Here is an 11,948-nt window from a genome sequence, read left to right on the forward strand (position 1 = left end):
GCTCCTACTAATAGGCCTCCTGGAACAGGACCGTCGAGGCCGTACGCGCCATGATCTTCAGATCCAGCCAGATACTCCAATTGCTGACGTACCAGACGTCATATTCCACCCTTTTTTCCATCAAGTCGATCGTCGGGGTTTCTCCCCGGAAGCCGTTGACCTGAGCCCAGCCTGTCAGGCCCGGCTTCATGTGGTGGCGGTAGACGTATTTGCTGATGAGTTCATCGTAGTAATTGTCATGGGCGAGCGCATGCGGGCGCGGCCCGACCAGGGACATGTCGCCGCGCAAGACATTCCAAAGCTGCGGCAACTCGTCGATGCTTGTCATGCGAAGGAAACGCCCGATCTTAGTGACCCGAGCATCCCGTTTGGTGGCCTGGGTAATCGTCTGGCCGTCCTCGCAGACCGTCATGGTCCGAAATTTCCATATCTCGAACGGCTTGCCGTTGAACCCTCGGCGCGACTGGCGGAAGATGGCAGCTCCCGGCGATCCGAGCTTGATCAGAACGGCGACTGTCAGCAGCAGCGGTGCAAGTATGACGAGCGCCAACAAGGCCACCCCTACATCAAGACAGCGCTTTTGGAAACGCTCGAAAACACTGAGCGGCGGCCGCTGAATCTCGACCGCTACGGTCCCGCTGACTGGCAGGAATGGGCGCGACACGAGGTCGGCGATTGAATCATCCGGCAGAAGGCGTACCGGTTGGGGCACCGCGCGCAGGAAGGGCCCGATCTTTCGGAGCATCGGCAATTCGTTCCAATCGATCGCTAGAAGATATTCATCGACGTCCGCCTGGCGCGATTGCCGAATAACATCGCGAATCTGTCGCTCCCAATGGCCGTCGCCGCTGTCGATCCCAAGCACGAAATGACGCATGACGTCGAAACCGTTTCTGCGCAAATCCTTGAAGCGGCTTGAGGTGAAATCGAGCGGCTTCAGGCTCAACAGGATCACCTTGCGATCGACCAAGCGGCTTCTGGCATAGTTTGTCGCGAGTACGAACTGCCAGACAAAGCGCAGACTGATCAATCCGGCGCCTCCGATTGCAGCAAAAATGATCACTGTGCCGCGAGACAGATTGTCCGTGGATTTGAGCAGAAATGCCGCCATAGCGAGGATCGTCAGCGACGCCAACCAGATGAAGACGGCCTTGCGCAGCTGCCAGACCAGATTCAGCAAGCGGTGCGTGGCGTAGACGTCCTGGGAATATGCGACCGCGACGAACACAACGCCGACAATCAATCCTGCCCCCATCGACGCGCCGTCGCCAGTGGAGGCAAGCGCAACATTGTAGAGCGCCGCCCCTGCACCATAACTGAGCAGGATCAGCAGCAGGTCGGCAGCGATGATGACGATCTGAAAAGGCCGCTGAAGAGCCGTGCCGCGCGTTGACGACAGTGCACCAGCGCCTTCAGAACCATAAGTTGCAACAGCCATTCGAACCTCTGCTATCGAGAATGCTTGACGCTGATCCGTGATGCTGAAGATCCGTCACTTCCCCGAACGCAAACTGTGAAGTGATCACAGCGATATTGTGGCGCTGCACGCGAAACTTTTGCGATGCATGAATGCATCGCGTTTTGTTGAGAGGTCATGGGCGCGGAAGACCTGCGTCACAGTGCTGACACACGATCGAAACTCGCTGCCCTATTTTGAATCAGGTTCCGCGTCGAATTCGCTGGGGCGCCTGCGTGAAGCGATAGCAGCTCATCTTTGATGCGCCTGTTGCCCACATTGAGTGACTCCGCAACCGATGTGATTCGATTAGTAGAAGTCCGATGAATTACGATCTAGAGCTGTATCCGCCCAGCTGTCTTCAGCGAGGCAGGCATCTTCCCGCTGCCGGGCGCGATGCAGCCCACGGCAGAGTTGCCTGATTTGCTCAGCGCGCGCCGACAAGCTAAGCAAGCGAATACCCTCCTTTCCTTCGGCGCAATCGGGCTGTCTGAGAGGCGACACCCTTCAATAAGGTCCGGCCGCGGACCGACTTGGCGAAACTGTCCCCACCACCTCACCGAGTGTGCGCGCCATGACATCTTTTGCCCAATCACACCCGCCGATTCATAGGCCGCAACTGCCGGATGGCGTCCGAATTTACGCGATCTCGGATATTCATGGCTGCTCGCATTTGCTGCAGCCCATGCTGCGGGTCATCGACGCCGACTTGGCCCACAGTCGGCCACGCTATGCGATCGAGGTGTTCATGGGCGACTATGTCGATCGCGGCCCGGACACGCGCGCCACGCTTGACCTCTTGGTCGAACGAAGCCGGCGGGGAAACTCGATTTTTCTCAAGGGAAACCACGAGGCATTTTTAGTGAGGGTTTTCGAAGACCCTTCGTTGTTTGAAGATTGGCTTCGCATCGGTGGCGCCCAGACACTCATGTCCTATGGACTCGCGCCGCCAGACCTGAAGCGCGACGACCCAGCGTCGATCATGCGCGATTTGATCCGCGCAATGCCGGGTGAGCATCTGGAGTTCCTGGACGAACTACGGCTTAGCTTTACCTGTGGAGATTTTTTCTTCGTCCACGCCGGCGTTCGCCCGGGTGTCCCCTTGGCCGAGCAAAGCGAAAGCGACCTGCTTTGGATTCGCGAAGAGTTCCTTCAGAGTGAGGAGCAGTTCGGCAAATATATCGTTCATGGTCACACGCCGGTGCGCACCGCCGAAGTTCTGGCAAACCGGGTCAACATCGATACGGGCGCCTACGCGACGGGCAATCTAACTCTCATGAGCATACAAGGCAGCCGGATGCTCGCGGTATGACTGCCCAGGATATGACTAGCCTGGGAATGTCTCCCGATTCGTCGGGAAGATTGTTCCTGAAGCCAATGGAATGCCTCGGCGGTCACGAGCTAAGAGCATCACCTAGTTGAGCACGAGTGGCATTTCCCCTCCAGCCCGCGTGTCGGCCATCCAGTTGCGCCAGGCCCGCTCATGCTTGGCGTAGAGCTCCAGCCATCGTTGTCCCGGCTTGTTCTGATCGAAGCGAAGGCCAGGGCCGAGGGGCGCGTCGGGCTTGTCCAACGTCTCGAACTCGATGGTTTCCGCGATCGTCAAACCGAAAAGGACACGCTGTCCTGTACCGTCCACGATGTACCGTCGCGGTGCGTCCCTCATCGGCTGGGTCATGTTCTGTGTCGCCTATGGTCGTGAGAACAAAGGTGTCGCTCGCACGCTGGACGAGGCCTAAAGGGCACGTCGGACGCGCCCGAATGCCGAGCTGGGAGTCGATCGGCCTGTTCTGCGCGAGGTACCGGAGGGTTCGTTCGTCGTCGTTCGTTGCGACCGCCGGGGACGCAGCGCATAGACCGACATGACGCCGGCGCAGAAGATCAAGGCGAAGACAAATGCAGAAGCCATAGGAGTCGTCCCTGAATAGTGCAGTGCTCATCAAGAGTGAGCAGTGTGTCGACATCATGATTCCTGATGATCTTGGTGGCTCTCCTGCTGCCAAAAGATTGCCCACGCGTGATCGTGTCCTGAGCAGCAGCATCTGAGTTGTCTGATAGCGCGATCTTTTGGCCGGACGCACCGACACGGATGGTCACCTTCAAATCTGTTCTGTCCCGTCCAGGTGGATTCGCGCACCTGAAGAGCTGGATTTCGCAGCCATTCTATGGAACGATGCGCTTGCAACCTTTTAGAGGCCGTCGCGTTATTTCTCGCCCATTTCGAGAGGGATTGATCCAATGAACTTCCGCACCCTTGCTCCATCCATTGCTCTTTCTGTTCTTGGCCTTGCTTTGATAACGACCGCAGCTTCAGCCGCGGAGCTCGCGCTTGCTCCTGCGCATCATCGGTCGGCCCACCTCCGAACCGGTTACGTGTTTTGGGATGATGTCTACCCGCCTGCGATCTATGGCCCCAACCTTCGCTCTGTCGAGGAAGTCGCCGCGCTCAAGGCGGAGGCCCGACCTGTGTCGCAACGCTGGTGGGGGTATTGGTACGCTCGGTGAACGGCACAGCGTTTAGCGACCAGCCGCGTTCACCCATGAATCGCCGCAACACCGGGCAGCCGGTGGCGGCGATTTTGTTTGAGCTTGCCTGGCCGATCCAACCATGATCACCGCATGGGCGGCAGCATGAGGCCCAAAACAGCGGCGGCAAGCCTATGTTTTTTCGCGGGATACTGGCTGCAAGCGCATGCTGCGGCCGCAGGTGAATGCGCCTTGCGGCCCGAGCGCTTCGTACTGCTTTCCGACACCGTGTATTGGGTTGTTTCAATCCCAGCCGGCACGGAATGCCTGCAAGGCCTGCGCGGCAGAACTCAGCTTCTGGATGAAGTTAAACTGGCAGAGGCGCCCAGTGCCGGTCATGTGACGATCGTCGGCCCGTCATTTCGCTACCAAGCCCCCTCACGTCCAGGGACTGACCGGTTTCGAATTGCGGTGTCAGGCGAAAACCGCAGGCAGCGCGGATCCTCGATCATCGCTGTGGAAGTGACCGTCAGATAGGGCCGTGCCGACTGGCGAGGAAGCGGAGCCGGAGCGCTGTCGCTGCACTGGACGGCTCGATGGAGAAATTGAGGCAGCCCCAGCCCGTGCCGCCTAAACTCAGTTCCGTCGCGGAAGGATCCTCACGGAAGGCTGCTGCCGATTGCCGGCAAGCTTTCGAGGTCCCGTCGGGAACGCTGCTACTTCGCCTGCGCACCCCGGTCCCAGGGCCGCTTGCCATCCGCGCCCCTGTCCCACGGCCGCGCGGTCGGGGCGTCCTTCTCCTGCGTGGCGGCCTGCGCACGATCGGCCTGAACCCGTTCGCGATCGGTTAATGGGGCCTTCGGGGCTAGCGGTTCGGGCTGCGCCAAGGCCGGCGTCGCGATGAGCAGCATCGCCAAAATCAATTTTTTCATCCCCGGCCTTAACACACTGGCCGCAGGCTGTCCGATCTATTCGGAGCCATAGCTCGAAGGAAAAGGCCCACAACGGTGGGCCTTTCGGTGAGAGCTGATGAATAGATCGCCCTATTTCTGATCTTCGTTGCTGGTGCCTGATCCGGGGCTTCCGATCGGCAAACCATTAGCTGAATGACCAACCCCGGAGTTACGCTCGGCTTGCGCGGCGGCCGGCGTCTTTCCGTTCGCGGTTGGGGGTTGGACGTTCGGATTGTTCTGGCTGGGGTTGGGGCTGCTCGTGTTCACGTTAGCGCCGGTGGTGGTGCCTTGAGTCCCTATGCCGGAAGGAGCCGAGGGGCCCGAGGTCGCGCTGCTCGACGAGGTGCCTGTCCCAGCACCAGAGCTTGCCGCCGAACCCGCGCCGCCGCCGGCTCCCCCACCCGAGCCGCCACCGCCGCCTTGGGGGAACGCTGTCGACGAGAATGCTATGCAGGCAAGGACAACGAACAGAGGTTTGCGGATCATGGATGCGTCTCCCTGCGCTTGAACAGCAATCACGACAGACGCAGGAAGTTCCTTCGCTGCCGCGGTCCGAATTCCCTGCGAACAGGGAATTTTACAGGGAAAGCGCGCCTGCGGTGAGGCCGCTATCCCATGAAAATGCGAACATTTGCCTCGAAATTCAGTGCATCCGGGGCGCGATCCGCCAAATCCGAACAGGGAATTTATCGCTAGCGAACAGGGAATTTGCGTGCATACGGCTGGACGAAACAGGCGATGTGCGGGCTACGGATCCGTGCCGCATGCCGTGGCGCGAATAGCGCAAGCATCGCCTGTGGATCACCGCCAGTGCAGGGGCGGCGTCTGCGCACGGCGAGGAATCCCGAACAGTCGCCGAATTTAACTGGCAGCAGGGCCCTCCTAGGCTAGCACTACTTTGGCAGATTGTTGATTTTGCCGCGATTTATAGGATTCCCGAATCAATTGTTCAATGATTCATGGGTGGTCGGCTCTTGGAGGGCTGACCATGCCGGGATGGGAAGACGAACTCGAACGCTGGCTGATGCCGTTCTTGGACCGGCTGGGTCATAAGACCCGACAGCGGATGTGTCCTCTACATGTTGCGGGATTGATCGGTCCTGGCGATCGCAAGAGCGTTCAGCCGATGGCGGAACGCCTTGCCACGAGCAACTACGACCAGTTGCACCATTTCATTGCGGACGGCGTCTGGAACGCGACGCCGCTAGAGACAGAGCTGCTCAACCAGGCGGACCGACTTGTCGGCGGCAGGGATGCGGTGCTGGTTATTGATGACACCTCACTGCCGAAAAAGGGTGAGCGATCGGTCGGTGTTGCGGCTCAATACGCGTCGGCTCTCGGTAAAACTGCAAATTGCCAAACGCTGGTGTCTTTAACGCTTGCGCGCGGGGAAGTGCCCGTGATGGTCGCGTTACGTCTCTTTCTGCCTGACAGCTGGACAAGCGACATGCCTCGCTTGAAGCGCGCTCGCGTGCCAGTCGAACACCGAACGCCGCGGTCCAAGCCGGAGATCGCTTTGGCCGAGATTGACCGCGCGATGGCAGCCAACATACGCTTTGGATGTGTGCTGGCGGATGCAGGATACGGCCTCAGCGCGCCGTTTCGACAAGGGCTAACAGAGCGCGGGCTGGCCTGGGCGGTCGGTATCCCTCGGCACCAGAAAGTGTATCCGGTCGATGTGAAGCTCATTTGGCCGATCACCAAAGCCCGTGGCAAACCACGAAAGCACCACGTGCCCGATATCTTATCGATTGCGGCAGAACAAATGCTGGCCAGCGCCAAATGGAAAACCGTGAGTTGGCGCAGCGGGACGAAAGGTCGGCTCAAAGCCCGATTTGCTGCTCTCCGTGTCCGCACCGCCGACGGCCCTCCGCAGCGGATATGGGATAAAGGTCAGCAGCATCTCCCAGGCGACGAAGCCTGGCTCATTGGCGAGCAACGTGCCTCCGGGGAGAAGAAATACTATCTCGCCAATCTTCCGGCGACGACGGATCTGCGCACGCTGGCCGCCACCATCAAGGCACGGTGGATTTGTGAGCAGGCGCATCAACAGTTGAAGGAGGAACTTGGACTTGATCACTTCGAAGGGCGATCATGGCAAGGTCTTCATCGCCACGCCCTTATGACAATGATTGCCTACGCCTTCCTGCAACATCGTCGCCTCGCAAACGCGGGGCGAAAAAAAAAGAATCAACGGGCCTCCGCCTCAACCGACTATGCCCGCCGTACGTCACGCCATCGTCGATCTCATCCTTCGGCCGCCGCCCCAGCAGTGCCCATATTGCCGAAAGCAAATCCTTGAAAAACAGCGGCGAAAACACATTCTGCCAAAGTAGTGCTAGGCTGTGTACTCATTAAGCAGCTGGCCGCGTTATGTCCGCACTTTCGGCAGACCTAAGCGTGCTGGCCTGGGGCCTCCTGACGGACAACGCCCGCATGTCCGTTGAGGGCAAAAGCGTCGCTCTGGCGGACGGCGGCAAATTTCCGGCTTTACCCCAATCGACCGACGGATAATTGCACCGTGTCAACGGAAGCGCCGGGCCAAAAGACGTGCACGCCCCACACCGCCGAAGACGTCAGCTAGGAAGCCAAGAGCAAGCGCTGCCGGAACCATCACCGGTTGATCATCCCGCAGGGCCCCGCTCGCCGAGTCGCACAACGGGCGTGAATAGTATGATGTATGCAAGATCCTGCTTGCGCGGCGAGACGCCGGCAGCGTCTCCGCAAATGTCCGTGCTTGATCTCGACTAATGGCTCTGTTTGGATAGTTGCCTTTCGGCAACTCATAATTCGGATAATCCTAGTGAATGAAATAGATGGACGCGGCCGTTCAGTGGGGGCTCTTTCACAAGAAAGCATCGGGACCGTCAACCGCACTGGCATCGGGAATCGGCTACTGGCAGCGCTGCCGCCAGCGGATCTCAGCTTGCTCACGCCCTACTTCCAGAAGATCTCGTTTGAGCCAGATGCGGTTCTGGTGCGCTCGGGCGATGAGATGGACCCGGTCTATTTTCCCCATAGCGGCGCAATCGCCTTCATGCTCGATATGCCGGACGGGCAAACGGTCGCAACCACCTTGATGGGACGGGAAGGCGCTTTGGCCTCTTTCTCCGTACTCGGCCCATCGCTTTCATCCGTGACCGCGATTGCACGCATCGCTGGCACAGCATCATTGATTTCCGCCGCCAAATTTCGGGATGCCTATGCGCAAAGCGCAGCCATCAGGAATGTCGTTCAGCTCCACGCCCGCGCGGTGTTATTGCAACTCCAGCACGTAGCCGCTTGCAACGCGCTGCACCGGGTGGATGGCCGCATGGCGCGGTGGCTTCTGCAGCTTCACGACCGCGTTCCCGATGACCTCCTTCCGGTGACGCAGGAGGCGCTTGCGCAATTGCTTGGGGTGCGGCGGACGACAGTGACTCTGACGATGAGCAAGCTGCGCGCGGCCGGCGCCGTCCCCTCCGACCGGCGCGGGTTTATCGAGATCGACCGGGTGCGGCTCGAGCGCGTTGTATGCGACTGCTATGCGCTCATGCAGCGCAAGATCGATCGGATGTATTGCCAGGAATTGTCGGCGCCCCAGCCTACCCGTGCGCCGTTCCGGGAAAGCGCCATCGTCTCGTCCGGCGGAGCGAGTGGTGAATCCAGAGCCGTTTCGCAGAAATAGAGACCATGCGATAGCCGCCTTCGGTCAGAAGCTGCCATTAGGTAGCAGGCCGGCGCAGGTCCGCAACGGGACATGAGCCGACTTCGCTCCAAGCAGCGATACTTGTCAGGCTCCTTAGCGGCCGTAGGGGAAGCAGCGGTGGCGATCGAGTGTGAGACCGAAATGCGCTCCTAGCGCAGCGATGGCCGCATCCTGCTCAGGATAAGGATCGGCATTGCATGCGGCAACGATGATGATCCGGAACCCGCCGCGATCCTTGCCACCCGGTGGCAGCATCGCTGTAGCCAGTGGATTACCCTCCCTGTCACGCAACGTGAGGAAAAGCGGCATCTCTCGCTGTACATGGGCCTCGAGGCCGATGTCGCGCTCGATCGCGTTGGGCTGCTCCGGACGCCAGGATTGGACTGCCTTCTCTCGCTCGCGGCAGAAATATTTCTCGACTGTGTGGCGCATCAGGCGCGACTCTTGCACCGCTTCACCTTCCGTTTCGATACGGAACCAGGTCTTACCCTTCGGCGTGTCGCAAACATACTGCATTTCGCCCATCCTGATCGCCGCAATTCTAGGGCGGCGGGCCCGCAAAGCCAGAATGTCATTCTCGTCGCGTTTCGATCTTTGCGTTTTTACACAGCCAGGGTCAATCGCGTCACTTTGGCCGCGTGCCGTTCTCTACCGGTCTACCCCTGTGAACGGATATCGTCAGACCGCTTCGGCATGTCTCAATGGGCCAACAGGCGACATGGTACCACCACAGCCGGCACTTGGCCGGGATCGATACTTCACGCCTTTTTGGTAAACCAAATCGTTGGAGCTTTCGCTACTCCCGCATTCTGCATGGCATTCTTCAATTCAGCACTCTCCGCGAAGGCTTGCGCAGCTTCAATCGTGGCAAACTCGTGAGTTACTGTGATGTCATTGGGATTTTCGACTGCTCGGTAGACAGCCTCGGCTGTTACGCCCTTCGTCTTCTGAACCGAAGCAAAATCGTCGTAAACTTTCCGCCAGGTCTTGTAGTCGGAAACCGTGTGTCTAACAAACATAGTCGTCATCAGATGTTCCTCCCAGACTGGTCGTAGCAATCTTTCCACGAACGCTTGAAACAGCACTTCCAGTAGCACCAGTATAATACCGGCCACCGCTGGGAGCTATTTCATTTCCGGGTTGCACTGATGGCATCGGACCCTTGCCCTTTGTCCGATAAAACTGAGGCGTGCTGCCACTTCGCTGATGGGCTAGCTCCGGGCGGTCTTGCGGGAGCAGCATCATCGCCTCCGCACTCGACGCCAATAGGTCGTGGCCGCGCACTTACTGCGACCCGCCACAGGACCAGTCAGTGACACTGACTTGCGTATTCAGTTGTCGCAGTGTGAAGTTGCTGACGCCGGGTCCGAACTTCAGGCCTAAGCAAACTGAGGCATTATGCCTCTTGGGCGAAACACCCATTTCTAGGGCGCGTCCGTTCTCGTAGAATGTGGTTGCCCTTGAAGCGGGATGTGCCGAAGTCACCGTTCGGGACGAACGAGCAGTACTAGCGCTGTCGGCAGGTACGCTAGCCTAAGAGACCGCCCCCTTTTCGGTTTCACACCACGATTTCACATTCCACACGCGCGCAGCTTTTGCGGCGGCTTGTTGCAAGTAACCCAGGGAGAAAAGCGATGAGCAAGATCGATCGAAGGTCTGCATTGACATTCGGGTTGGCAGCGGCATCGGCGGCCATGATAAAGCCCGCCGCCGCTCAAACGACGGGCTACAAGGACACAACTCCGTGGCCAGGTGTGGTGGTGCGTGAGTATGATGGCGAGACACCATCGCTGATCCCGGGTTTTAAGACCGTCTCAATGCGCGACATCATCATGCAGCCGGGATCGAAGACCATGGGGCCCCCGATGATGAATGCCATGGTCTGCCATATCACCGAAGGAGAGCTTCGGCTTGAGCAGGACGAAAAGACCTTTACCGGCAAGAAGAATTTTGTCTGGACCTGCAACAAGGACACAAAGGAGCAGGCGTTCAATGATGGGAACGTGGTCGCGATTATGCGGATCACCGACCTGAAGGCTTAAGGTGCGTTTCTTCGCAAAAAAAACGATTGTAGTTGCGAATGGCGCACGCGACGGCGCACCGATCGGGTCGGTTTGCCCTCTGACGTGACTTCCTGGTTGCGCCGAACTCTAGATATGTCGCTGCGCCAACCGACGCGAGACAAACGTCTAAGGGCTAGTTGGCGGACGATATGAAATCGACGAGCGCCCCGCCAATTGGTCGGGGCGTCTCAATTCAAGACTACTGCAACATGAAGAGAGAGAGAGAGGGAGAGGGAGAGGGAGGCCGATGTCTGAATTGGGGTCACAAGCGGTCCTCGCCGGCCTGCTCCCGACAGGTCGGCTATGGGCCAAAGGACTAAACCGCTCGCGCGGTAGGCACGACGGCCGGCAGCGCGGCTGAGAGGATAGCGCAACGAGGCGTCCTGTCTTGAGATGAGGGGTTCGCAACCTTCACCCAAGACAGGAGCATCCCCATGACCGACGAGGCCACGAGCCCGTTGCGGCGGCGCATGATCGAAGACATGACGATCCGCAAGTTCGCGCCGAAGACCCAACATGACTATGTGCAGAGGGTCAAGAACTTCGCGGTATTCCTCGGGCGATCGCCGGAAACGGCGAGTTTTGAGGACGTGCGGCGCTACCAGCTGCATCTGGCATCGAACGGCGTTGGCGTGCCGACTATCAACCAGACCGTCTCGACGCTGCGGTTCTTCTTCAAGGTTACGCTCAAGCGCAACGAGATCGTCGAGCACACCCACGTCATTCACGAGCCGCGCAAGCTGCCGGTGGTGCTGAGCCCGGAAGAAGTGGCGCGCCTGCTCGATGCGGCACCGGGGCTCAAGTACAAGGCGGCGCTCAGCGTAGCCTATGGCGCCGGCCTGCGGGCCAACGAGGTCGTCTCGCTCAAGATCTCCGACATCGACAGCAAGCGGATGATCATCCGGGTCGAACAGGGCAAGGGCGGCAAGGACCGTAACGTCATGCTCTCCCCACACCTGCTCGATCTGCTGCGCGCCTGGTGGAAGGCGGCACGGCCACAGGGCTGGCTCTTCCCTGGCCGCGATCCGGCCCAGCCGATGACCACGCGCCAGCTCAACCGCGCCTGCCACGCCGCTGCCCAGATGGCGGAGATCAACAAGCGGGTCTCGCTGCACACCTTGCGGCACAGCTTCGCCACTCATCTCTTGGAGCAGAACATCGACGTGCGCGTGATCCAGGTTCTGCTCGGTCACGCCAAGCTCGATACGACCGCGCTCTATACCCGCGTCGCCACCAAGACGATCAGCGAGGTCATGAGCCCGTTGGAGCACATCGCGATCAAGCTGAAGGAGGCCCGGCCGCCCGGCTGACGCGAGGCCGGC

At 59.4% G+C, this 11,948-nt stretch carries 11 protein-coding genes; 6 read left to right on the forward strand and 5 right to left on the reverse strand.

Annotation, left to right across the window (positions count from 1 at the left end):
- Positions 1-7: 7 nt before the first annotated feature.
- The gene (locus IVB07_RS29470) at positions 8-1,438 is read right to left on the reverse strand and encodes an undecaprenyl-phosphate glucose phosphotransferase (protein WP_018458862.1); all 1,431 of its coding nucleotides are present in this window, start codon (positions 1,436-1,438) and stop codon (positions 8-10) included.
- Positions 1,439-2,030: 592 nt separating this feature from the next.
- Between IVB07_RS29470 and IVB07_RS29475 the strand changes: the two genes are divergently transcribed.
- The gene (locus tag IVB07_RS29475) at positions 2,031-2,768 is read left to right on the forward strand and encodes a metallophosphoesterase family protein (RefSeq protein WP_026233678.1); all 738 of its coding nucleotides are present in this window, start codon (positions 2,031-2,033) and stop codon (positions 2,766-2,768) included.
- Positions 2,769-2,870: 102 nt separating this feature from the next.
- Here the strand turns inward: IVB07_RS29475 and IVB07_RS29480 are convergent, their stop codons facing one another.
- A complete protein-coding gene (locus tag IVB07_RS29480) occupies positions 2,871-3,134 on the reverse strand; it encodes a hypothetical protein (RefSeq protein ID WP_018458864.1) in 264 nt (87 codons plus the stop codon).
- 941 nt (positions 3,135-4,075) lie between these two features.
- Here IVB07_RS29480 and IVB07_RS29485 point away from each other — a divergent pair.
- Positions 4,076-4,459, forward strand: a complete 384-nt coding sequence (locus tag IVB07_RS29485; protein ID WP_143273163.1) for a hypothetical protein — start codon at positions 4,076-4,078, stop codon at positions 4,457-4,459.
- Between the two features lie 179 nt (positions 4,460-4,638).
- On the opposite strand, the gene IVB07_RS29490 is transcribed toward IVB07_RS29485, so the two are convergent.
- A complete protein-coding gene (locus IVB07_RS29490) occupies positions 4,639-4,854 on the reverse strand; it encodes a hypothetical protein (RefSeq protein ID WP_018458866.1) in 216 nt (71 codons plus the stop codon).
- 973 nt (positions 4,855-5,827) lie between these two features.
- Here IVB07_RS29490 and IVB07_RS29495 point away from each other — a divergent pair.
- Positions 5,828-7,177, forward strand: a complete 1,350-nt coding sequence (locus IVB07_RS29495) for an IS701 family transposase (protein WP_247766790.1) — start codon at positions 5,828-5,830, stop codon at positions 7,175-7,177.
- A 531-nt stretch (positions 7,178-7,708) separates the two neighbouring features.
- Positions 7,709-8,542, forward strand: coding sequence for a Crp/Fnr family transcriptional regulator (locus IVB07_RS29500; RefSeq protein ID WP_204514099.1), 834 nt, complete (start codon positions 7,709-7,711; stop codon positions 8,540-8,542).
- Positions 8,543-8,656: 114 nt separating this feature from the next.
- Here IVB07_RS29500 and IVB07_RS29505 read toward each other — a convergent pair whose 3' ends face one another.
- Positions 8,657-9,088 carry a hypothetical protein gene (locus tag IVB07_RS29505; protein ID WP_018460247.1) on the reverse strand — a complete coding sequence of 144 codons (432 nt, stop codon included), beginning with the start codon at positions 9,086-9,088 and terminating at the stop codon, positions 8,657-8,659.
- A 233-nt stretch (positions 9,089-9,321) separates the two neighbouring features.
- A complete protein-coding gene (locus IVB07_RS29510; RefSeq protein WP_026233982.1) occupies positions 9,322-9,591 on the reverse strand; it encodes a cyclase in 270 nt (89 codons plus the stop codon).
- 606 nt (positions 9,592-10,197) lie between these two features.
- On the opposite strand from IVB07_RS29510, the gene IVB07_RS29515 reads away from it, so the two are divergent.
- Positions 10,198-10,605 (forward strand): hypothetical protein, encoded by a 408-nt coding sequence (locus IVB07_RS29515; RefSeq protein WP_085349974.1) that lies wholly within the window; start codon positions 10,198-10,200, stop codon positions 10,603-10,605.
- A gap of 455 nt (positions 10,606-11,060) precedes the next feature.
- Positions 11,061-11,936 carry a tyrosine-type recombinase/integrase gene (locus IVB07_RS29520; RefSeq protein WP_247390111.1) on the forward strand — a complete coding sequence of 292 codons (876 nt, stop codon included), beginning with the start codon at positions 11,061-11,063 and terminating at the stop codon, positions 11,934-11,936.
- Positions 11,937-11,948 lie beyond the last annotated feature (12 nt).

The sequence above is a fragment of the Bradyrhizobium sp. 172 genome, assembly GCF_023101065.1.
GTDB lineage: Bacteria > Pseudomonadota > Alphaproteobacteria > Rhizobiales > Xanthobacteraceae > Bradyrhizobium > Bradyrhizobium canariense_D.

Bases quoted from the DNA above. Each gene is read 5' to 3' on its own strand.
- IVB07_RS29475 (WP_026233678.1), top strand. From the start codon at position 2,031: ATGACATCTTTTGCCCAATCACACCCGCCGATTCATAGGCCGCAACTG.
- IVB07_RS29470 (WP_018458862.1), bottom strand. From the start codon at position 1,438: ATGGCTGTTGCAACTTATGGTTCTGAAGGCGCTGGTGCACTGTCGTCA.
- IVB07_RS29480 (WP_018458864.1), bottom strand. From the start codon at position 3,134: ATGACCCAGCCGATGAGGGACGCACCGCGACGGTACATCGTGGACGGT.
- IVB07_RS29510 (WP_026233982.1), bottom strand. From the start codon at position 9,591: ATGACGACTATGTTTGTTAGACACACGGTTTCCGACTACAAGACCTGG.
- IVB07_RS29495 (WP_247766790.1), top strand. From the start codon at position 5,828: ATGATTCATGGGTGGTCGGCTCTTGGAGGGCTGACCATGCCGGGATGG.
- IVB07_RS29485 (WP_143273163.1), top strand. From the start codon at position 4,076: ATGGGCGGCAGCATGAGGCCCAAAACAGCGGCGGCAAGCCTATGTTTT.
- IVB07_RS29490 (WP_018458866.1), bottom strand. From the start codon at position 4,854: ATGAAAAAATTGATTTTGGCGATGCTGCTCATCGCGACGCCGGCCTTG.
- IVB07_RS29505 (WP_018460247.1), bottom strand. From the start codon at position 9,088: ATGGGCGAAATGCAGTATGTTTGCGACACGCCGAAGGGTAAGACCTGG.
- IVB07_RS29515 (WP_085349974.1), top strand. From the start codon at position 10,198: ATGAGCAAGATCGATCGAAGGTCTGCATTGACATTCGGGTTGGCAGCG.
- IVB07_RS29520 (WP_247390111.1), top strand. From the start codon at position 11,061: ATGACCGACGAGGCCACGAGCCCGTTGCGGCGGCGCATGATCGAAGAC.